Here is a 20,533-nt window from a genome sequence, read left to right on the forward strand (position 1 = left end):
GCCGGAACGGTAGACGGCGCCTGTGTCATGTGTCGAGGGGGCATTGATTTTGCGTCTGTGTTGCGCCATATGCCGTGCCGCACTTGCGAAGGTGCCCAACTTAGCGCCCTCTCGCCGGAGACCTTGTCCTCCCGCGATGACCGAGTTGAGGATTTTGTCCTGACTGGGAACGCTTCATCCGATGGATTTCGATAGTGGGAATACTGTGGCGCCGATGCGGTTGCTCACTTTCGCGCGGGTTCACACCTCCACCCGGGACCGCAGCTGCGGGAAGGGCGCCTGAATGATCACGGGCTATTGCTCCAATGGAGAGATCGTCACCCTGTCGGTGGCCGACGAGCCGGTTGCGCTGCGTCCCGACATCGTATGGGTCGATCTCGTCGAGCCGAACAAGGCCGAGGATCTGATGATGGAGAAGCTTCTGGGCATCTCCATCCCGACACGCGACGACTTGAAGGACATCGAGCCGTCGAGCCGCCTCTATACCGAGGCTGATGCGGTTTTCATGACAGCGTCGCTGGTCTATCGCTCTGAAACCGATATCCCGGATCTGACCGACGTAGCCTTCATCCTGCATGGCGGACGGCTGATGACCATCCGCTACGCCGAACCACGCGCTTTCGCTCTCTTCAAGGCGGCAATGCACCGGATTCCCGGCGGCTGTCCGAACGGCGTCGTGATGCTGACCCGGTTGCTTGAAACGATTGCCGACCGCACCGCCGAAATCCTCGAGCAGGCCGTCGGCAAGATCGACGATCTGTCGCTGCAGGTGTTTGGCGATAAGGCCGTCGTCAAGCGGCGGCCGCCGCACTTTCTCGAAGCGCGTCTGCGCGACGTGGCTGGTCATCACCGGCTGGTCGCCAAGACCCGCGACAGTCTTGCCTCTCTCTCGCGCCTTTTGACCTTCGTCTACACCGTTCCCGAGGTTCAGGCGGACAAGGACAGCCGCGAGCTTTGCCGCTCGATCTCGCGCGACATCCAGACCTTGTCGGAGCATGCGTCGTTCATCTCCGGCAACATCACCTTTTTGCTCGACGCCTCGCTCGGCCTCATCAATGTCGAGCAGAATGCCATCATCAAGATCTTCTCGATCGCTTCGGTGGTATTATTGCCGCCAACGCTGGTCGCTTCCGTCTACGGCATGAACTTTCGCGTGATGCCGGAACTCGAATGGCAGCTTGGCTACCCCTTGGCGCTTGCCGCCATGGTGATATCCGCCGTGATACCCTTTTTCTTCTTTCGCTGGAAAGGCTGGCTCTGACGGCCAGTAGGACACGCATGACCCAACCGCATGCCCCTTCCACACAAGGGTCGAAAGACCTGCGCCGGCTGCTCGTCCTCGGCCTCGGCTCCATCGGCGTCGTCTATGGCGATATCGGCACCAGCCCGCTCTACGCGTTTCGCGAAGCGTTGCGTCCGGTGTCCCACGACGGCGTCACCGATGTCGAAATCATCGGTCTGATCTCGCTGATGATCTGGACACTGACGATTATCGTCACGATCAAATATGTGCTGTTTCTGCTGCGCGCCGACAACCAGGGGGAGGGCGGTACGCTCTCGCTGCTGGCGCTGTTAATGAAGACGGGGAACGGCCACACGGCGATCCTGTTCTTCATGGGCATTGCTGGTGCCGCACTCTTTATTGGCGACGCGATGATCACGCCGGCCCTTTCCGTGCTTTCGGCCGTCGAGGGTCTGAAGCTCGTGACCCCGGCGCTGTCGGACTACGTCGTCCCGATTGCGGTCGTCATTCTTTTGCTGATGTTTGCGGTGCAGTCGAAGGGAACGGCAGCCGTCTCCAACTTCTTCGGCCCGATCACGCTCGTCTGGTTCCTGGTCATGGGCGGTATCGGCCTCGTCCACATCTCCGACGATCTGTCGATCTTCAAGGCTTTCAATCCCTATTACGCCGCCAGCTTCATGTTCAACGAGGGCTATGTCGGCATCATCGTGCTCGGCGCCGTCTTCCTGACGGTAACCGGTGCGGAAGCGCTTTACGCCGATCTCGGCCATTTTGGCCGCCGGCCGATCCAGTGGGCCTGGTTTCTCGTTGTCTTTCCGGCGCTGACCCTCAACTATCTCGGCCAGGGCGCTTTCATTCTGAAGAACCCCGAGGCGATGTCGGACCCGTTCTTCCTGATGTTCCCGAAATGGGCGCTGCTGCCGGTCGTCATCCTCGCGACCTTCGCGACGATCATCGCCAGCCAGGCGGTGATAACCGGCGCGTTTTCCCTGACGCGCCAGGCGATCCACCTCGGCTTCCTGCCGCGCATGGCGATCTTCCACACCTCGGAAACCCATACGGGGCAGATCTACCTGCCCAACGTCAACACGCTCTTGATGTTCGGCGTCATGGCGCTGGTCTTCGTCTTCGGCTCGTCGGAATCGCTTGCCACCGCCTACGGCATATCGGTGACCGGCGCGATGGTGGTCACGACAGTCCTTTCCTTCGAGTTCCTGCGCGCGCGCTGGAACTGGTCGGCGCTTTGGGCCGGCGCGGTGCTTTTGCCGTTGTTTGCGCTGGAGTTCGTGTTCCTCGGTGCCAACATGCTGAAGATCCATGATGGCGGCTACGTGCCGGTGCTGATCGCCGCCACCTTCATCGTCATCATGTGGACCTGGAAGCGCGGCACGGAAATCCTCCATGCCAAGACCCGCCATATCGACATTCCCCTGGCGAGCTTCGTCAAGTCCATCGAGCGCAAGAGCGAACACGCCCCGGTTTCTGTACCCGGCACCGCGGTGTTCCTGACCAGCGACCCGGAATCGACGCCCGCAGCCCTGCTGCACAACATCAAGCACAATCACGTGCTGCATCAGCAGAACTTCATTCTGACGATCCGCACCGCCAACACGCCGAAGGTTCCCAAGACCGAACGCGTCAGTGTGCAGCCGTTGTCGGAGCGCTTCACCCTGCTCGAGATGCGTTTCGGCTTCATGGAGACGCAGAACGTCTCGCAGGCGCTCGGCCTCTTCCGCAAGTCTGGGCTGAAATTCGACATCATGTCGACATCGTTCTATCTCGGCCGGCGCAAGCTGGTGCCGGACGCGCAATCGGGCATGCCGCATTGGCAGGATCGCCTGTTCATCGCGCTTGCCAATGCGGCGATCGACCCTTCCGACTATTTCCGCCTGCCGACCAACCGCGTGGTCGAACTCGGCTCGCACGTCATCATCTGACGTCACCGTTTGCGAAAGCGACTATCGGGCCAAAAGTCCGCCACCACTGTCTTTCAGTGAAGGCGCATTAACCAAACATCAAGGTTAATGCTTCATTTTCAAGGCTCGAACGAAGCGTTGCCGGCCATGCGTCCGGCAGCTTCATTGTCCTAGCGTCCCCGCGCGGAATCTGTCCGCTGGCCCATCGCCGGCGAGGGCGGCGCCGTGCCTTCGATAAGCGTTGCGTGGAGTGGGTTGGTGCGTAAGAGTCAAAAACTGCGTCGCGAATCTCGTATGAACGTCTCCGCCTGGCTGGCTCCGGCCCTCATCGGACTTGCGGTCTATGTCGGTTTCCCCACGGTTGCCGCCTATTCCGACCTGGCGACCTTCCTCTCCGGTATCAATCGCGGTGGTGAACGCTGGCGGATGTATATGACGCCGTCGCCGGCGGGATCGATCCACGACGTCGAGATGGTTTTTGCCGATCCGATCACCACGAGCGCGCTCGACGGCGGCGCCGGTATCGAACTTCCCGATGGCAGCCGTGTCGCTCTGACCGCCGAAAGCAAGCACGCCGGCACGCCGGACGAAGATCGCGTCAACCGCCGGGGCAAGAAGGGCCGTATCGTCGCCGTCACGCCCGTCACTCCGCCCAAGGATTTTTCGGCCGGCTCGATCCTGCAGCGCACGAGTTCGCTGATGGAGCCCGATTTCGAGGGCGCCGAAAAGATGGTCTTCGCCAAGCCGAAGATCAAAGGCAAGGAGATTGAGATCGCCACGGCCTTCTACAAGAAGAGGCCGCCAAAGATCGAGCCCGGCCTCTCGCCGATGCTGGCCAAGCTTGTCACCAACGACAAGCCCGACATTCTTGCGACTGCCTATGTCCGGCCCGAGCCGGACTATGCGCGTGAATCACCCTTCGATTCGATCCTCAAGGAAGACAAGAACGCCGGCCGCTTCATTCCCGACATCGCTCCGGAAGATCATGCCTGGGCCGCCACCCCGCTGCCGGCAGAAGTCTTCAGCAAGGAAGAGCAGACCTGCCTTGCCGAAGGCATCTACTTCGAGGCGCGCAGCGAACCGTTGAAAGGGCAGGCGGCCGTCGCGCAGGTGATTCTCAACCGTGTCCGCAATCCGACCTATCCAAAGACGATCTGTGGTGTCGTCTATCAGAACAAAGCCTGGCGCAACCGCTGCCAATTTTCTTTCGCCTGCGACATGATCCGCGACCTGGTCTATTCGAGGTCGCACTGGAACGAAGCCAAGGATGTCGCGATGGCCGTCACCGCCGGCAAGATCTGGCTGCCGGAAGTCGGCTCGGCCACCCACTACCACGCGACCTACGTGAACCCCGCCTGGGCGAAGACGATGAAGCGCGTCGGCAAGATCGGCCTGCACATCTTCTACCGGACCTATGGCGGCGGTTGGAGCTAACGCAAGCCGGCTTTGATCCTGCAGCGTTTGGAGCATTGATCGCGGGCCGGAGATTCTGGCCCGCGATCTGCCGATTCCTGCCTTTGTCTGCCAGTTGCCGGTGCGGAATGCGGTCAAGATAATGAAATCATTGCGAAATATTGTCCACGTCGAAGCGCTCCGCACGCCTTGACTATGCGAATGCCTAAAACTATGTTGCGCGCGACTTCAAATGGGGCTGAAACGTGGCTTGAACAGCAGCCTTTTGTGTGACCGAAATCACGGTCGTGACCGTGTAGGGTAACAATGGGAGAGCCACGTGACGGAGAAACCCGAGGAAAGTCTGGAAGCGCGGCTGAAGCAACTCGGTGAAAAGATTGAGTCCAAGCGACCCAGTCAGCCGGATGGTGCCGAGGCCAGAGCCGCCGAAAGCCGCAAAGGTTATGCGGCGGCAATGAAGCTCTCCAGCGAGTTCATCGCTGGCATCGTTGTCGGGGCGTTTCTGGGCTATCTTTTGGACCACTTTGCGGGTACAGGGCCGTGGGGCATGATCATTTTCCTGCTCCTTGGCTTTTGCGCCGGTGTGTTGAATGTACTTCGTTCGGCGGGGATGGTGGCAACACTCGACTCGGTCAAGCGCAGTTCGGGGAATGACAAGACGGACGGAGATGGCGCCTGAGGCGTCGCCCGGAAAACACGGTATCCGCCCTCAAGGCGGGCAGAACGAAAGAGAAGCGCGGTGTCAAACGATCCGACCCACCAGTTCCTGATCAACAAGATCGTCCCGATCGAAATTGGCGGAATTGACTTTTCCTTCACCAATGCGTCGCTGTTCATGGTTGCGACCGTGGGTGCTGCGGCCGGTTTCCTCTACCTGACGACATCGCAGCGCGGGCTGGTCCCGACGCGCCTGCAGTCGGTTTCGGAAATGTCCTATGAATTCATTGCTTCGATGCTGCGCGAAGGCGCTGGCAACGGCGGCATGAAGTTCTTCCCGATGGTGTTCTCGCTGTTCATGTTCATCCTGACGGCGAACCTGCTCGGCATGTTCCCTTACTTCTTCACCATCACCAGCCAGATCATCGTCACCTTTGCGTTGGCGCTCTTCGTTATCGGCACGGTGGTGTTCTATGGTTTCTACAAGCATGGCTTCGGCTTCCTGAAGCTCTTCGTGCCCCACGGCGTGCCCGGCGTGCTTTTGCCGCTGGTCGTGGCGATCGAAATCATCTCGTTCCTTTCCCGTCCCATCAGCCTCTCGGTCCGTCTCTTCGCCAACATGTTGGCCGGCCACATCACGCTGAAGGTTTTCGCTGGCTTCGTTACCTCCCTGAGCGCGCTTGGCGCACTCGGCATCGGTGGTGCGATCCTGCCGCTCATCATGACCGTCGCTATCACCGGTCTTGAATTCCTCGTCTGCTTCCTCCAGGCCTATGTCTTCGCGGTACTGACCTGCATGTACCTCAACGACGCTGTCCATCCCGGAAGCCACTAAGGAATACAGTCGCTTGCTTCCGGCCGGTCCTCCGCCGGAAGCGCAATCCTAAGCCGCAACACCATTCGAAGGAGTTCAATCATGGAAGCGGAAGCAGCAAAGTACATCGGCGCAGGTCTGGCTTGCCTCGGCATGGCCGGCACGGCTCTCGGCCTCGGCAACATCTTCGGCAGCTACCTCTCTGGCGCGCTGCGCAACCCGTCGGCTGCTGACGGCCAGTTCGGCCGCCTCGTATTCGGCTTCGCCGTTACGGAAGCTCTGGGCATCTTCTCGCTGCTCGTAGCCCTGCTCCTCCTCTTCGCCGTCTAATAACGGCTGGAGTTTCGGCCGCGGCCCGTCAAAGGGCCGCGGCCGCGCATATTCTTGAGTGCACCTGGAGGTGAGCATGTTTGTGACCGCGGCCTATGCCCAGCAGTCAACCACCACTGAAGGCGCCGAAGCACACGATGCCGCTGCGGCCGGTGAGGTGCACACCGAAACGGGTGTGGCCCACGAAGGCGAGGCTGGCTCCGGCGTGTTCCCGCCCTTTGATTCGACCCATTTCGCATCGCAGCTGCTTTGGCTCGCGATCACCTTTGGCCTCTTCTATCTCCTGATGTCGAAGGTCATCATTCCGCGCATCGGCGGAATTCTGGAAACCCGTCACGACCGGATCGCTCAGGATCTCGACGAAGCGTCGCGCCTGAAGGGCGAAGCTGACGCTGCCATCGCATCCTATGAGCAGGAACTGGCAACCGCCAAGGCCAAGGGTCATCAGATTGCCGACGGCGCTCGCGAAGCTGCCAAGTCGAAGGCCGTCGCCGATCGCAACGCTGTCGAGGCCGATCTTTCCAAGAAGATCGCCGCTGCGGAAGACCGTATCGCCGATATCAAGACCAAGGCACTTGCAGACGTCGGCGCAATCGCCGAGGAAACTGCAATCGCTGTCGTCAAGCAGCTCATCGGTGGTACCGTCACCAAGGCTGAGATCGTCGCTGCCGTCAAGGCATCGGGTAACTGAGGAGCACTGAACCATGCATCTTGATGCGACCTTCTATGCCCTCGTAGGCTTGATCCTGTTCTTCGTCCTGATTGCCTATCTCAAGGTGCCGGGCATGATGGGCAAGGCGCTTGACGCCCGCGCCGACAAGATCACCAACGAACTGGCAGAAGCCAAGCGCCTGCGCGAAGAAGCCCAGGCTCTCGTTGCCGAATACCAGCGCAAGCGCAAGGATGCCGAAGCGGAAGCTGCCGGTATCGTTGCGGCCGCTCAGCGCGAAGCCGAAATGCTGACTGCCGAAGCCAAGCAGAAGACGGAGGAATTCGTCGCCCGCCGGACCGCGCTGTCGGAACAGAAGATCAAGCAGGCTGAAAGCGACGCGATCAACGCCGTTCGTTCGGCTGCCGTCGATCTGGCCATCAGTGCGGCCGAAAAGGTTGTTGCTGCCAAGGCCGACGCCGGTGCACAGAGCGAGCTGTTCAAGAAGGCGCTTGGCGAAGTCAAGTCGCGCCTGAACTAAGCCTCGGCTGCAAGCTACGATTTGAAAGCCCCGCTTCGTGCGGGGTTTTTTCGTTCCTAATACCGCTTCGCAAAGGTGTATGAACCTCGGCGCGGAATAGGGTTGAGGAAGAACCGACTGCCGTTGCGGTCGTGTTCGCGGCGAAGGGCTTTGCCCATCCGCGCAATCCTTCCGGCGAACTGAGCGCAAATGTGCAAGCGGCGAGGTGGATACTTCGAGGAAGAATGCGAGACGGCAGGGGCGTCAGGCGGCAGGCGTGGAAAAACGCGTCGCTTCATCCTTCCTGCCGCTGCCGGCCCGGCTGTCAACGGCGCACCGTTCATAGTCCGGGATCGCACAGACAGATAGCGCGGCGCATCAAGTCCGACGCATCGAGGACACTATGACATCTTAAATCTGCTGAACAATTGGCCCGTTAAACCGCTGCCAATTTAAGGAATTATGCCGCAGGGCTTTCTCGCTCCGCCGGCTGATGAGAAATCCTCTGGATCTCTGGAGAGCAAGGGCAGCCTGACAAGGCTGCGCCGCCGCCGCTCAATCCCTCTGCCCCGGTGGCACCTGTCCGGCAGGCAACCCGACGGCGCCCGGTTCGGCCCGGTTTGCTTCGTAGCACGCGGGCGATCGGCGTCGGTTGCAGCTTTTCAATCGGTCGCGCTCCACTGAAGACAAACTTCAATCCTTGCGCAGCGGGCGAAAGCTCATGCGATGCAGCGGGCAGGGACCCTTGGCATCGATCGCCTTGCGATGCACCACCGTTGCGTAGCCGGCATGGACGGCAAATCCGTAGCCTGGGTGGGCGATATCGGCACGCTCCATCATGCGGTCGCGCGTCACCTTGGCGACGATCGATGCGGCCGCGATCGAAAGGGAGCGGGCGTCACCCTTGACCACCGCCTTGGCGTGGCACTGGAGGCCCGGCGGCACATCGCGGCCGTCGACCAGGACGAAGCGGGCGGCGAGAGACAGGCCGTCGACGGCGCGGCGCATCGCCTCGAGGCTCGCCTTGCGGATGTCGATGGTGTCGATGGTCGTGGCCGAGGAAGAGGCGATGGAAACCGTGGCGGTTTCCAGGATCTCGTCGAACAGTTTTTCGCGTTGAGCTGCGCTCAGCTTCTTGCTGTCGTTCAGACCTTCGGGGATCGCGTCGGGGTCGAGAATGACGGCAGCCGCAACGACGGGGCCGGCAAGCGGTCCGCGCCCTGCTTCGTCGGCGCCGGCGACAGGCCAGGCGCCATCCTTCCTTGCAGCCAGTTCAAAGCTGAAATCAGGTCCGAGGATAAGATCCGGGAAAAGGGGAGAATCGGTCGATCTGCGATGTGACATGCGGCGAAACTCGCATGATCGACCGATTCTCTTCAAGTCCCCCGATCTGAGTGCGGCAGCAGCCGGGGGGTATGCCAGCGTCATCCTGAGGCACAAAGGAGACGCCGGAATTTGCTTCTTTCGCGTGCGCCCCTATGACGCGCACACCGCCTGCCCGAGCCGGCTGCGTGATCAGCTTGCTAAATCAATGTTGATTTAGGGAACCACGCCGCCGCTTCAGAGCCAAGACGTGCCGGCATTCGTCGGCCAGCCATTGAAATCATGAAATCTTCCGGCTGTTTCCCCCGTGCCCTGATCTATCCATCAACAAACCTTCTGCCTCCAAAGACATACGCAAGACCTGTTGCCGCTAAAGCAGCGAAAGCTGGACACCGGTCCCAAGCGGCGGGACGAAGATGTCGTCGCGCAGCTGACGGCGGTTGAGGTTGAGACCGAGGCGTTTGGCCGCAAGTTCGAACCTTCGGCCGATCTGCCAGGCATAGGGTCCGGCACCCTTCATGCGCTTGCCGAACTCGGCATCATAATCCTTGCCGCCGCGCATGGAGCGGATGAGCGACATCACATGCCGATAGCGATCGGGATAGTTGCGCAGCAGCCAGTCGCGAAAGAGCGGGCTGACCTCGAGAGGCAGGCGCAACAGCACGTAGGTCGCTTCCAGCGCTCCCGCTGCCCGGGAAGCCTCCAGCACCCGTTCGATCTCATGGTCGTTGAGCGCCGGGATGATCGGCGAGACGAGGACGCCGGTCGGAATGCCGGCTTCAGTGAGCGAGCGTATCGCTTCCAATCGCTTGGAAGGCGTCGAAGCGCGCGGTTCCATGGTGCGCGCCAGCTTCCGGTCGAGCGTCGTTACCGAAATGCCGACCCGTGCCAGTCCCTTTTCAGCCATGGGGGCAAGCAGATCGATGTCGCGCGTCACCATCGCCGACTTGGTCACGATCATGACGGGATGGTTGGCCGCCTGCAGCACTTCGAGGATCTGGCGCAGGATCCGCCATTCCTTCTCGATCGGCTGATAGGGATCGGTGTTGGTGCCGATCGCGATCGGGCGCACCTTGTAGTCTGGTCGGGCGAGTTCGCGCTCCAGCAGGCGTGGTGCGTCCGGCTTGGCAAAAAGCTTCGCTTCGAAATCAAGCCCGGCCGAAAGCCCCATGAAGGCGTGCGTCGGACGGGCGAAACAATAGATGCATCCGTGCTCGCAGCCGCGATAGGGATTGATCGAGCGATCGAAGGAGATATCGGGAGAATCGTTGCGGCTGATGACCGAGCGCGGCTTTTCCACCTGCACTTCGGTCTTGAACGGGGGCAAGTCTTCGAGGCTCTCCCAGCCGTCGTCGAAGGCCTCGCGCGCCTGCTGTTCGAACCGGCCCGACATGTTCAGCCCCGCGCCACGTCCGCGGCGACGGTCAACCTCGATCCGGAGACCGGTTGCGCTCATCAACGCTTCGGCAACCTCTGTCGTATTGGCAGGTGCAAGTGCACCCTGCCTGATCTGAGACAGCTCGTTCATCGGAATCTCCGAGGGATCAGATGTTTGATCCCGTTTTGTTCTGATTATTTTCCTATCGCGAATGCGGGAACAATTCAAGAACAAAAATCGTGGCACCCTCAATTCGGAGCGAAAGCCTTGAGACGGATCACGAACAGGGCGGGAGTGGTCATGCCATACGGTTGTAGCATTTTACGCTGCAATGCGGTACGAACGACTATGCTGACGATCATCATGGAAACACGCGACAACGAGGCGGAACTGGCGCAGACGCTATCCGTGCTCGTGGCGGGCGCAGTGGAGGGACTGGTCAGCGATGTTATCATCCTCGATCATGGCTCGAAGGACGGGTCGGTGCGTGTAGCAGACGCCGCCGGCTGCCGCTTCTGCGTCGATTGGGATCTGGGCGAAATCGTGCGCTCGGCGCGTGGCGAATGGCTGATGCTGCTTGAGCCCGGTGCGCGGCCGATCGGGCGCTGGGTCGACGAACTCGTCGAATATGTATCCCTTCACAAGGGACCGGCCCGTTTCTCTCCGTCGCGGATGCACCGCAGACCGCTGCTGCATCGTCTGGCGCGGCGGGTGAAGCCGCTGGAGGCTGGTTTCCTCGTGCGCAAGGGCGACGCTCTGGCGGTCGCGCGCGGGAAGATGCAACTGAGCGAGGTGGCGAATGTCCGCAGCGTTCGAAAGCTGGCAACGGAGTTGGTTCCGGCCTGGGTTGCGGTCGACAACAGGCAGGATGCCTGAAGCCTGTTGTGCCAAAGTCTGCCGTCGCTTTGCGGCAAAGACATTCGAAAGAGCACGAGTTTGCAGTGGGCGCGGCGGATCTGAAGGAACGCGGCGTGCTTCAAGGCATGCTCGGCGTCAACAAAAAAGGTGCCAGTCCTACGGACGGCACCTCCAAGCAGCTACCAAATATCCTTGCTAGCAAATTCGTGTCCGAGCGACCGGGCGAGCCGCGCGTCGTATGTTCTGTTCCCCTCGCCGGGGGACATCGGCGATGGGTTCGTCTTTGCTCCGTCCGAAGGATTTGCTCGGGTCTCGTTGCTGTCCTTCAAGGCGGGCTGACGGATGAAGCATTAGCAGGCAGGCCGGCGCTTCGCAGTTCCCCAGGGAACAGGCTTGCGTCACGGCGACGGATTGTCGATTGCCGCATGTCCACCGGCGTCCTTCAAAGCGCGCCGTAGGGCGCAGACCGGGCCACTCAGCCCCGTTTCAGATGTTCGTCGAGCCGTGGCATGATCTCGACGAAATTGCACGGCATATGCCTGTAGTCGAGTTGCTGCTTGAGAATGCCGTCCCACGCATCCTTGCAGGCGCCCGGCGAACCCGGCAGGACGAAGATGAAGGTGGCGTTGGCGACGCCGCCGGTCGCTCGCGACTGGATCGTCGAGGTGCCGATCTTCTCATAGGAGATCCGGTGGAAGACTTCCGAGAAGCCATCCATGCGCTTCTCGAACAGCGGCTCGAGCGCTTCCGGCGTGACGTCCCGGCCGGTAAAGCCGGTTCCGCCTGTGGTGATCACTACGTCGATTGCATCGTCAAGCGTCCAGGCCTCCACCTGTTCGCGGATCTTTTGGCGATCGTCAGGCACGATCGTGCGTGCTTCGAGGCGATGGCCGGCGTCGCGGACGCGCGCCTCAAGCGTATCGCCGGACTTATCGTCGGCCGGCGTGCGCGTGTCGGAGACCGTCAAAATGGCGATGCCGACGGGAATGAAGGGGCGATTGTCGTTGGTCCCGGCCATGCTAATTCCCCCTGCCCACGGTTCTTGCGGCGAGAACGTACCATTCGGGGTGGGCGGCAGAAAGAGTGTGTGCAGCGTGCTGCGCGCTTTCGTCGCTATCGAACAGGCCGAAGCAGGTGGCGCCCGAGCCGGACATCCGAACCAGCGCGGCGCCTGTCGTTGCCAGCGCGTTGGAAACGTCGGCGATAACAGGCTGCAACAGGCGAGCCGGCGGCTCCAGGTCGTTGCGCAGGGTCGCCATGGCCGCGAGCCAGGCCGCGTGGCTTTCGAGGCCTTCCGGGATGGCAAGCGACGGATTGATCTTCTGCTGCAGCGTCCGAAAGATCACCGGGGTCGAGACGGCGACCAGCGGATTGACCAGCACGATCGGGAAGGCGGGAAGCTCCGGAGCGGGGGTGATCGCCTCGCCGATGCCGCGGGCAACAAGCGGTTGGCCTTCGAGGCACATCGGCACGTCGGCACCAAGCTTGAGCGCCAAGGTCGCGAGAGAAACTGGCTCGATCCGGGCGTGCCAAAGATCGAGCAATCCCCTCAGTGTTGCAGCCGCGTCGGCGGACCCGCCACCGATTCCCGACGCAATGGGCAGGTTCTTTTCGAGATGTATGTGCACCGGGGCGGCGTCGACGCCCTCCAAGGCGAGCGCCTGGCGCAGCAGATCCCGCGCCTTGAGCACGAGATTGCCGTCTTGGTCGTTGCCCGTCGTCGAGAGTTCGGCGGCAAATGGCCCGGAGAGGGTGAACCGGTCCTCGTTTGACGGCGCGAGGCCGATCCGGTCTCCCTGATCGGCAAAGGTAACGAGACTTTCGAGGAAATGGTGGCCGTCGGCCCGTTGGCCGACGACATGCAGCGCCAGATTGATCTTGGCGGGCGCCGCCCGTGTCAGCGCGAAGCCCGCGATCTCGCCTTCAGGCATGGTGGTGTCAGGACTTCTTGTCCGGCGCAGGCGCCTCCGGGGTGACCTTCTTCGGCGCGGTCTCCTTGGCGTCGGCGGAGGCCGGAACCTCTTCCTTCAGCGCCGGCAAGCCGTTTTCGATCTTGGCCTTGATCTTCGGGATCTCGGCTTCCTCGGGCTTCAGCTCAAGCGTCTGCGTCCATTGGAACACGGCTTCCAGCTTGCGGCCGACGCGCCAGTAGGCATCGCCGAGATGGTCGTTGATGGTCGGATCGCCGGCCATCAGTTCGGCAGCCTTTTCAAGCTCGACCACCGCATCGTCAAAGCGGTTCATGCGGAAGTAGGCCCAGCCGAGCGAATCGACGATGTATCCGTCGTCCGGCTTCAGCTCGACCGCCTTGCGGATCATGTCGAGCCCTTCTTCCAGGTTGATGTTCATGTCGACCCAGGAATAGCCGAGATAGTTCAGCACCTGCGGCTGATCCGGGTTGAGCTCGAGAGCCTTGCGGAAGCTCGGCTCAGCCTTGTCCCACAGCTTCTGACGCTCGTAGGCAATGCCGCGCTGGAAGAACACTGTCCAGTCACTGCGCTTAGGCACGGGTCCGATCTGGTCGACTGCCCGGTCGTAAAGCTCGCCCATCTCCTTGTAATCCTTGGCATCGGAAAGCACGCTGCCATAGGCGAGATAGTTGCGGATGTTCTTCGGATCGACGTCGATCAGCGCCTTCAGGTGCTTCTTGGCTTCATCCACCTTGCCGATGCCTGCAAGGCTGAGGCCAAGCTGCAGCTCGGAAAGCCTGCGCATCGGCGAGGCTTCGGGCACGCTCTGGTAAAGCTCGATTGCTTCCTTCGGCTTCTTCAGGTTTTCGGCGATGCCGGCCAGCATCACCAGGATGTCGGCACTATCCGGGTCGAGACGACGGGCCGTCTGGAGATAGAGCGAGACGATGTCTTCGGCGCCATCACGGTTGAGCGCACCGCCGATGGAAAAGAGCACGGCCGCCGCCCCCTGAGATGCGTTCTTGACCTGCTGTTCCTGGGGTATGCCGGTCTCGATGTTCTTCCTGAGCGCCTCGAGCGGCGTGTAGTTGTTGACCATGTTCTCGCCGACGGCGATCGTGTCCAGGGCCTTCTGCTTGTTGCCTTCGCGCGCCTCGAAGCGTGCCAGGGCCTCGACCGCACGCATGAACGTGTCGGGCGCAGCGCTGCCGCCTTCGCGATCGAGGATCGCGTCGTTGAGCTTGGCGCGTGCGGTGGCCTTGTCGCCGGAAGCGATGGCAATAGCGCCGGCGTGGTAGTTCTTGAACACGCGGAACCACTCCGGCCCTTCAAGGCCGTTGACCTGAGCCAACGCTTCCTTGGGCTTGCCCTGGCCGAATTTGGCCCAAGCGGAAAGCAGGCCGTTCATCAGCCGGTCGAGATCGTTCGGGCCTTCATAGTTGAGAAGCTTCTGCGCGTTGCGGTACTCACGCTTGCGGATCGCCTCGATCGCCCGGATCACGGTGGTGATGCGCTCGACGGCCGGATCGGACTTCAACTGCTCGGCGATCTTGGCGCCGTCGTCGAACTTGCCGGCCATCAGCAGCGTGATCATCAGCCGCTGCTTGACCTCGTTGTTGTTGGGCTCGAACTGCAGGGCGATGCGGTAAAGTTCGTTGGCCGCGGCAAAGTCACGATCCGTGTCGGCCGTGCGGGCAGCGAGAAACGCGCCGGCAAAGGTGTTGACGGTCGTGATGTCGAAAGGCTCGGTCTCCTCGACGGCGGCCTTTTCCTCGGCGAAAGCCTGGTAGCTGCCGCCAACCGTGGCAAGAGCCATCAGTGCGGCGCCGCTGAGGAGGCGCAGGATCGTCTTTTGCCGCATGTCAAACCTTTCATTGCCGATCTCTCGGCCTTGCGCACGACTGAGGGTTGTTTTGGAATCAGCCACGTGTTGCCCGGCACAACTCTTGAGGAACAGAATGGCTTTTTTGGCGCAATGCGGCAAGAAATTCCTCTTGAATGTCCCGGTTCGGCCGAAGGTCGCCTCAGCTGACCCGGTCGATGCAGAAGTCGATGACCTCGACCAGCGCCGATTTCCACGGCGAAACCGGCAGCGGTGCGAGAGCATCGCGCGCGATCGTGCCGTAGTGCTGGGCGCGGGCGATGGTATCGCTCAAGCCGCCATAGCGCTTGATCAGGCCGAGCGCCTTTTCGAGGTTCGCATCGCTGCTGTCGCCACCTTCGATCGCCTCACGCCAGAAGGCGCGATCCTCCGGCGTGCCGCGACGATAGGACAGGATCACCGGCAGGGTGATCTTGCCCTCGCGGAAATCGTCGCCGACATTCTTGCCCAGCTCGCTGGCCGAGCCGCCATAGTCGAGCACGTCATCGACGAGCTGGAAGGCAAGGCCCAGGTTCATGCCGTAGGATTTCAGCGCATTGCGGTCGGATTTGCTGGTCTGGGCGACGATCGGCCCGACTTCGGCGGCCGCTGCAAAGAGCGCTGCCGTCTTGGCGCGGATGACCTGGAGATAGTCGTCTTCGGTCGTCTCCATGTTCTTGGCGACGGAAAGCTGCAGCACTTCGCCCTCGGCGATCACCGAGGCTGCGGTCGAAAGCACGTCGAGCGCATCGAGCGAGCCGACATCGACCATCATGCGGAAGGCCTGGCCGAGCAGGAAGTCGCCGACAAGCACGCTTGCCTGGTTGCCCCAGATCGTGCGGGCGGTGGACTTGCCGCGGCGCAGATCGCTTTCATCCACGACATCGTCATGCAGCAGCGTTGCCGTGTGCATGAACTCGACGCTGGTGGCGAGCTTGACGTGAGCGTCGCCCTCGTAGCCGAACATTGCGGCGGAGGCGAGCGTCAACATCGGGCGCAGGCGCTTGCCACCCGACGAGATCAGGTGGTTGGCAACCTCGGGAATCATCTGGACGTCGGAGCCGGCCCTCGACAGGATGAGCTGGTTGACGCGTTCCATGTCGGCAGACGTCAGATCAACGAGCGGCTTGACGGACGCCTGTTTGTTTTTGCTGTCTTCCAGCGGTATCACTACGCCCAACACCGGGACTCCTGTTTTCATTGTCGCTTTCGACAATAGGAAGGGGGGCCACGTGCGGCAAGAGGCGAATTGTCCCGCTTGCTGAAATAGGACAGGAAAAACCGCTGGATGAAGGAATTGATCCGCACCAACGACGTCGTTCTGCTCTCTTTTGCCGAGAGCCTGATGAAGGACGCCGGTATTAACAGCCTGATCGCTGATCAGGGCATGAGCATTCTGGAGGGATCGCTGGGTCTGCTGCCGCGCCGTTTCCTCGTGCCGGACGATGATGCCGATGCCGCGCGCCGCATCCTCGTCGAAGCGGGGTTGGAAGCGGAGTTGCGGACATGATCGCCGGCTCGTTGGCCCCGGTGGGTGACGATCGGCCATGAGCGAAGAACCCGTTGCGCTTGTCGGGGCCGAGACGGTCGACGCGTTCCACCGCGGCAGGTTCCATGTCGTGCAGCCGCTGGGGCAGGGTCATCGTTCCGGTATGGATGCCATGATGCTCGCCTCGCTGGTCGCTGCCGATCGCGCCTGCCGTGTCGCCGATCTTGGCGCCGGAGCGGGGGCTGCCGGCATGGCGGTCGCCTCGCGGCTGGATCTGGCCGAGGTGGTGCTGGTCGAGCGCTCGCCGACCATGGCGGCATTCGCGCGCCGAAGCCTCGCGCTTCCGGAAAACGGCCGTTTCGCCGAGCGGGTTTCGGTGATCGAGGCCGACGTTTCGCTTGCCGGGCGCGCGCGCCGGGCCGCCGGTCTGCCCGATGATGTCTTCGATCACGTGATCATGAACCCGCCATTCAACGATGCGTCCGACCGGCGCACGCCTGACAGCCTGAAGGCCGAGGCGCACGCGATGAGCGATGACCTCTTCGAGATCTGGATCAAGACGGCGGGCGCGATCATGAAGCCGGGCGGGCAATTGTCGCTGATCGCCCGGCCGGAATCGATCGCCGATATCATCGCCGCCTGCGGTCGTCGTTTCGGCGGCATCGAGATAACACCGCTGCATCCGCGCATTGGGGAAAACGCCGTGCGCATCCTCGTCACTGCGATCAAGCAGAGCCGCAAGCGGCTGGTGCTGCGGGCGCCGCTAATCGTGCACGAGGAGGGCACGCATCGCTTTTCCAGGGATGTCGACGACCTCAACAATGGGCGCGCTGCCTATCGGCGCCGTTGATTTACCGTATGCGGCATTGCGTTTGGGCGACCAGTGCATACATGCAGGAACAAGAGTTCGTATTGCAGGAGTTGACATGGCCGGGTTCTTCAAAAGGCTGATGCCGAAGCGTTTTCGGCGGGATGGCATTGCGATCCCGGTCGTGCGGCTTCACGGCGCCATCATGGCCGGCGGCGGACAGTTTCGCCCGGCGCTCAATATTGCTTCTGCCGCGCCGCTGCTGGAGAAGGCTTTCGCCGTAAAGGAAGCGCCGGCCGTTGCGATTTCGATCAACTCGCCCGGCGGCTCACCTGTGCAGTCGCGGCTGATCTACCAGCGCATCCGTGATCTGGCGCAGGAAAAGAAGAAGCGCGTGCTCATCTTCGTCGAGGACGTGGCCGCATCCGGCGGTTACATGATCGCGCTTGCCGGCGACGAGATCATCGCCGACCCGACGTCGATCGTCGGCTCCATCGGTGTCGTTTCCGGCGGTTTCGGTTTCCCGGAACTGTTGAAGAAGATCGGCGTCGAGCGGCGTGTCTATACCGCCGGCGAGAACAAGGTCATGCTCGACCCGTTCCAGCCGGAAAAGGAACGCGACATCGAGTTCCTGAAAAGCCTTCAGCTCGATATCCACGACACTTTCATCCAGATGGTGAAGGCCCGCCGCGGGCAATTGCTGGCCGACCACCCCGATGTCTTTTCCGGTCTGTTCTGGACCGGTCGGCGCGGACTGGAACTCGGCCTGATCGACGGCCTTGGCGACCTGCGCGGCGAAGTGAAGAAGCGTTATGGCGAGAAGGCGCGGCTCGAACTGATCCAGCCGGCGCGCAGTCTTTTCGGGCGCCGCCAGACGGGTGCGTCGATTGCCGGCGATATCGCCGCGCCGATCGCGGCCTCTGCGATGGCGGGTCTTGCCGAAGCAGTAGAGGAAAGGGCATTGTGGGCGCGTTTCGGGCTTTGAGCCGCGACCGGCCTATAGCGCCGCGCGTCTTGCTTTAGACGCGCAATGGTCGCTGTAGCACTTTGAATGGCTGGGAGGAAAAATGCCGCAGCTTATCCTGCTCCTGATCGCAGGTTTCGTTCTATGGATCGGCTACCGCAAATTCATTGCGGATGCCCAGAAACTGACGCGTCAGCGCGATCAAACGCGCCGCGAGCAGCAGACGGGCGCGAGCGGAACCCTCGTCAAGGATCCCGAGACCGGCGAATACCGGCTGAAGCGCGAAGACGACTGAGATTTTTCGCGCACTTTTGCGTGCACGCAGGTCGCCTTGGGCGCTTGACCCCTGCCGCCCGGCGTGGCACCTGTCCGGCTCTCATTTCGTGAAGAATTCGGACGTTCCCCATGACCACCGCCTCGCTGCCCGACCACATGAACCCCAAGCGCTCGTTCCAGGCCCTGATCCTGACGCTGCACAACTATTGGGCCGACAAGGGTTGCGCGGTGCTGCAGCCCTACGACATGGAAGTGGGCGCGGGTACGTTCCATCCGGCAACGACGCTGCGTGCGCTCGGCCCTCGTCCGTGGCGCGCGGCCTATGTCCAGCCCTCGCGTCGCCCGACTGACGGTCGCTACGGCGAGAACCCGAACCGTCTTCAGCACTACTATCAATATCAGGTGATCCTGAAGCCGAACCCGTCCAACCTGCAGGAGCTTTATCTCGGCTCGCTGGAGGCGATCGGCCTCGACCCGTTGCTGCACGACATCCGCTTTGTCGAGGACGATTGGGAAAGCCCGACGCTGGGCGCCTGGGGCCTCGGCTGGGAATGCTGGTGCGACGGCATGGAGGTGTCGCAGTTCACCTATTTCCAGCAGGTCTGCGGCATCGAATGCTCGCCGGTTTCCGGTGAACTGACTTATGGTCTCGAGCGTCTGGCGATGTACGTCCAGGGCGTCGACAATGTCTACGACCTGAATTTCAACGGCCGCGAAGGCGACGAGAAGATCAGCTACGGCGACGTGTTCCTGCAGGCGGAACAGGAGTATTCGCGCTTCAATTTCGAGTACGCCAACACTGCCATGCTGCACCAGCACTTCATCGATGCGGAAACGGAGTGCCAGGCGCTTCTGGCAGCCGGCGCCCCGGGCGACGGTGCCAACACCCACCTGCACAAGTGCGTCTTCCCGGCCTATGACCAGTGCATCAAGGCGAGCCACGTCTTCAACCTGCTCGACGCGCGCGGGGTGATTTCGGTGACGGAGCGCCAGAGCTACATTCTGCGTGTGCGCACGTTGGCCAAGGCCTGTGGCGAGGCGTTCCTCCTGACCGACGCCGGCGGCGCCAACCTCAACCGGGACGCTGCTTGACTACAGCGCCAGCCAGCCTCATCGTTCATATCAACGGCTGGCCGGGCACCGGAAAGCTGACCATAGCGCGCCATCTCGCCGAGCACGTCGGCGCGAGGCTTGCCGACAATCACACGCTGATCAATCCTGCCGAGGCACTGTTTGCCAGGGGCACGCCGCTCTATCGCTCGCTGCGGGCAACGATCAGAACTGCCGTGCTCGATCACGTGCGCCGGGCCGATGCCGGCCAAAACTTTCTCTTCACCGATGCGCTGTCGGACGACGAATTCGACAGCCGCGCATTCGACGACTATGCGAGACTTGCCTGCGATCGCGGCGCCCGTTTCGTTGCCGTCGTTCTCGATTGTTCGATGGAGGAAAACCTGAAGCGTTTGACGCGGGCGGGTCGCTCAAGGGCCCACAAGCTGACCGATCCGCAGGTGTTGATCGATCTGAGAAGCCGGCACGTTCTGCTGAAGGGAAAATGCGATCAGTTGATCGAGTTCGACGTCACCGATCTTGGCGCCGACGAAGCGGCGAGCGTGCTTGCGGAGCGGATTTTGCAGCATTCGATCTCATGCGACCTCACCGGCCTTGATGCTGTTCTTGCAGAACGGCTTCTGGGTCGGATAGGCCTCGGTGTAGAGTTGGCCGGAATAGGTTTGAAGCGCCCTGCGAACGCCTGACGGTTTCTCGGAAGAACCAACGTTCGCATAGGCAACGAAGAGCGCCAGGAAGGCGATCACGTTGGTGAGGGTTGCGAGCGTTTTCATGGTCTTCACTTCATATCCGGGGTTGTACGATGGGCCGACTATCGCCGATCGTCCGGTTCCTCGCCGTTCCCGATGGAACAGGAATCGAAGTCTTTTGGCTCAGGGATGTGCCGAGGTGGTGAACAGTGTGTTCAGCGCTTTGGAGTGGCATTTGGGGAGGTGGGCGTTTCTCCACCCGGATGCTTAAGAAAGGTCTTTGAAGCTGGAGAGCCGGTGTTGCAGCGCCGCGCGTCAGGCATGACGCGCCAAGGACGCTGTAACACTCTAAACTTGCTGCATA

21 protein-coding genes are annotated in these 20,533 nt (G+C 61.6%); 15 read left to right on the forward strand and 6 right to left on the reverse strand.

All coding sequences use genetic code 11. The features are described 5' to 3' along the window. Positions 1-283 precede the first annotated feature (283 nt). From HT585_RS03760 to HT585_RS03795, 8 genes are all read left to right on the forward strand, one after another. A complete protein-coding gene (locus HT585_RS03760; RefSeq protein WP_176351662.1) occupies positions 284-1,261 on the forward strand; it encodes a magnesium transporter CorA family protein in 978 nt (325 codons plus the stop codon). Between the two features lie 17 nt (positions 1,262-1,278). Next, positions 1,279-3,180 (forward strand): potassium transporter Kup, encoded by a 1,902-nt coding sequence (locus HT585_RS03765; protein WP_176351663.1) that lies wholly within the window; start codon positions 1,279-1,281, stop codon positions 3,178-3,180. A gap of 273 nt (positions 3,181-3,453) precedes the next feature. After that, positions 3,454-4,593 carry a cell wall hydrolase gene (locus HT585_RS03770; protein WP_176351664.1) on the forward strand — a complete coding sequence of 380 codons (1,140 nt, stop codon included), beginning with the start codon at positions 3,454-3,456 and terminating at the stop codon, positions 4,591-4,593. A gap of 298 nt (positions 4,594-4,891) precedes the next feature. Then, a complete protein-coding gene (locus HT585_RS03775; protein WP_077504188.1) occupies positions 4,892-5,251 on the forward strand; it encodes an AtpZ/AtpI family protein in 360 nt (119 codons plus the stop codon). A 60-nt stretch (positions 5,252-5,311) separates the two neighbouring features. Further along, positions 5,312-6,064, forward strand: coding sequence for a F0F1 ATP synthase subunit A (locus HT585_RS03780; protein ID WP_112808709.1), 753 nt, complete (start codon positions 5,312-5,314; stop codon positions 6,062-6,064). A gap of 81 nt (positions 6,065-6,145) precedes the next feature. After that, on the forward strand, positions 6,146-6,373 hold the full coding sequence (locus HT585_RS03785) for a F0F1 ATP synthase subunit C (RefSeq protein ID WP_025426100.1): 228 nt from the start codon (positions 6,146-6,148) through the stop codon (positions 6,371-6,373). A 76-nt stretch (positions 6,374-6,449) separates the two neighbouring features. Beyond that, entirely contained in the window at positions 6,450-7,064 is a 615-nt protein-coding gene (locus HT585_RS03790; protein WP_176351665.1) for a F0F1 ATP synthase subunit B, read from the forward strand. Between the two features lie 13 nt (positions 7,065-7,077). Beyond that, positions 7,078-7,563, forward strand: coding sequence for a F0F1 ATP synthase subunit B (locus tag HT585_RS03795; protein ID WP_176351666.1), 486 nt, complete (start codon positions 7,078-7,080; stop codon positions 7,561-7,563). Positions 7,564-8,235: 672 nt separating this feature from the next. Here HT585_RS03795 and HT585_RS03800 read toward each other — a convergent pair. Next, entirely contained in the window at positions 8,236-8,886 is a 651-nt protein-coding gene (locus tag HT585_RS03800; RefSeq protein ID WP_176351667.1) for a ribonuclease HII, read from the reverse strand. Between the two features lie 349 nt (positions 8,887-9,235). Next, complete coding sequence (locus HT585_RS03805) at positions 9,236-10,393, reverse strand: PA0069 family radical SAM protein (RefSeq protein ID WP_176351668.1); 1,158 nt, start codon at positions 10,391-10,393, stop codon at positions 9,236-9,238. Between the two features lie 198 nt (positions 10,394-10,591). Between HT585_RS03805 and HT585_RS03810 the strand changes: the two genes are divergently transcribed. Then, the gene (locus HT585_RS03810; RefSeq protein WP_176351669.1) at positions 10,592-11,119 is read left to right on the forward strand and encodes a glycosyltransferase family protein; all 528 of its coding nucleotides are present in this window, start codon (positions 10,592-10,594) and stop codon (positions 11,117-11,119) included. A gap of 457 nt (positions 11,120-11,576) precedes the next feature. On the opposite strand, the gene moaB is transcribed toward HT585_RS03810, so the two are convergent. The 4 genes from moaB to HT585_RS03830 form a co-directional block, all read right to left on the reverse strand. Then, entirely contained in the window at positions 11,577-12,119 is a 543-nt protein-coding gene (gene moaB, locus HT585_RS03815; protein ID WP_176351670.1) for a molybdenum cofactor biosynthesis protein B, read from the reverse strand. A gap of 1 nt (position 12,120) precedes the next feature. Beyond that, positions 12,121-13,032: a 4-(cytidine 5'-diphospho)-2-C-methyl-D-erythritol kinase gene (locus HT585_RS03820; RefSeq protein ID WP_176351671.1), complete on the reverse strand. Its 912-nt coding sequence runs from the start codon at positions 13,030-13,032 to the stop codon at positions 12,121-12,123. Between the two features lie 7 nt (positions 13,033-13,039). Next, a complete protein-coding gene (locus HT585_RS03825; RefSeq protein WP_176351672.1) occupies positions 13,040-14,872 on the reverse strand; it encodes a tetratricopeptide repeat protein in 1,833 nt (610 codons plus the stop codon). Between the two features lie 163 nt (positions 14,873-15,035). Continuing rightward, the gene (locus HT585_RS03830) at positions 15,036-16,052 is read right to left on the reverse strand and encodes a polyprenyl synthetase family protein (RefSeq protein ID WP_176351673.1); all 1,017 of its coding nucleotides are present in this window, start codon (positions 16,050-16,052) and stop codon (positions 15,036-15,038) included. Between the two features lie 108 nt (positions 16,053-16,160). Here HT585_RS03830 and HT585_RS03835 point away from each other — a divergent pair, with 108 nt between their 5' ends. The 6 genes from HT585_RS03835 (at position 16,161) to HT585_RS03860 (ending at position 20,166) form a co-directional block, all read left to right on the forward strand. After that, on the forward strand, positions 16,161-16,382 hold the full coding sequence (locus tag HT585_RS03835) for a putative signal transducing protein (RefSeq protein ID WP_176351674.1): 222 nt from the start codon (positions 16,161-16,163) through the stop codon (positions 16,380-16,382). 37 nt (positions 16,383-16,419) lie between these two features. Further along, complete coding sequence (locus tag HT585_RS03840) at positions 16,420-17,211, forward strand: tRNA1(Val) (adenine(37)-N6)-methyltransferase (RefSeq protein WP_176351675.1); 792 nt, start codon at positions 16,420-16,422, stop codon at positions 17,209-17,211. Between the two features lie 76 nt (positions 17,212-17,287). Further along, the gene (locus tag HT585_RS03845; protein WP_176351676.1) at positions 17,288-18,154 is read left to right on the forward strand and encodes a S49 family peptidase; all 867 of its coding nucleotides are present in this window, start codon (positions 17,288-17,290) and stop codon (positions 18,152-18,154) included. A gap of 82 nt (positions 18,155-18,236) precedes the next feature. Continuing rightward, complete coding sequence (locus tag HT585_RS03850; protein ID WP_025426113.1) at positions 18,237-18,428, forward strand: membrane protein; 192 nt, start codon at positions 18,237-18,239, stop codon at positions 18,426-18,428. Positions 18,429-18,538: 110 nt separating this feature from the next. After that, positions 18,539-19,501: a glycine--tRNA ligase subunit alpha gene (locus HT585_RS03855; RefSeq protein WP_176351677.1), complete on the forward strand. Its 963-nt coding sequence runs from the start codon at positions 18,539-18,541 to the stop codon at positions 19,499-19,501. Beyond that, on the forward strand, positions 19,498-20,166 hold the full coding sequence (locus HT585_RS03860) for an AAA family ATPase (protein ID WP_176351678.1): 669 nt from the start codon (positions 19,498-19,500) through the stop codon (positions 20,164-20,166). Before HT585_RS03855 ends, HT585_RS03860 begins: the two co-directional genes overlap by 4 nt. Positions 20,167-20,533: the final 367 nt, after the last annotated feature.

Source organism: Ensifer oleiphilus (assembly GCF_013371465.1).
Lineage (GTDB): Bacteria > Pseudomonadota > Alphaproteobacteria > Rhizobiales > Rhizobiaceae > Ensifer > Ensifer oleiphilus.

Coding starts and splice junctions, on each gene's coding strand:
- HT585_RS03765 (WP_176351663.1), top strand. CDS start 1,279: ATGACCCAACCGCATGCCCCTTCCACACAAGGGTCGAAAGACCTGCGC.
- HT585_RS03850 (WP_025426113.1), top strand. CDS start 18,237: ATGCCGCAGCTTATCCTGCTCCTGATCGCAGGTTTCGTTCTATGGATC.
- HT585_RS03835 (WP_176351674.1), top strand. CDS start 16,161: ATGAAGGAATTGATCCGCACCAACGACGTCGTTCTGCTCTCTTTTGCC.
- HT585_RS03845 (WP_176351676.1), top strand. CDS start 17,288: ATGGCCGGGTTCTTCAAAAGGCTGATGCCGAAGCGTTTTCGGCGGGAT.
- HT585_RS03840 (WP_176351675.1), top strand. CDS start 16,420: ATGAGCGAAGAACCCGTTGCGCTTGTCGGGGCCGAGACGGTCGACGCG.
- HT585_RS03855 (WP_176351677.1), top strand. CDS start 18,539: ATGACCACCGCCTCGCTGCCCGACCACATGAACCCCAAGCGCTCGTTC.
- HT585_RS03800 (WP_176351667.1), bottom strand. CDS start 8,886: ATGTCACATCGCAGATCGACCGATTCTCCCCTTTTCCCGGATCTTATC.
- moaB (WP_176351670.1), bottom strand. CDS start 12,119: ATGGCCGGGACCAACGACAATCGCCCCTTCATTCCCGTCGGCATCGCC.
- HT585_RS03810 (WP_176351669.1), top strand. CDS start 10,592: ATGCTGACGATCATCATGGAAACACGCGACAACGAGGCGGAACTGGCG.
- HT585_RS03805 (WP_176351668.1), bottom strand. CDS start 10,393: ATGAACGAGCTGTCTCAGATCAGGCAGGGTGCACTTGCACCTGCCAAT.
- HT585_RS03760 (WP_176351662.1), top strand. CDS start 284: ATGATCACGGGCTATTGCTCCAATGGAGAGATCGTCACCCTGTCGGTG.
- HT585_RS03820 (WP_176351671.1), bottom strand. CDS start 13,032: ATGCCTGAAGGCGAGATCGCGGGCTTCGCGCTGACACGGGCGGCGCCC.
- HT585_RS03825 (WP_176351672.1), bottom strand. CDS start 14,872: ATGCGGCAAAAGACGATCCTGCGCCTCCTCAGCGGCGCCGCACTGATG.
- HT585_RS03785 (WP_025426100.1), top strand. CDS start 6,146: ATGGAAGCGGAAGCAGCAAAGTACATCGGCGCAGGTCTGGCTTGCCTC.
- HT585_RS03770 (WP_176351664.1), top strand. CDS start 3,454: ATGAACGTCTCCGCCTGGCTGGCTCCGGCCCTCATCGGACTTGCGGTC.
- HT585_RS03790 (WP_176351665.1), top strand. CDS start 6,450: ATGTTTGTGACCGCGGCCTATGCCCAGCAGTCAACCACCACTGAAGGC.
- HT585_RS03795 (WP_176351666.1), top strand. CDS start 7,078: ATGCATCTTGATGCGACCTTCTATGCCCTCGTAGGCTTGATCCTGTTC.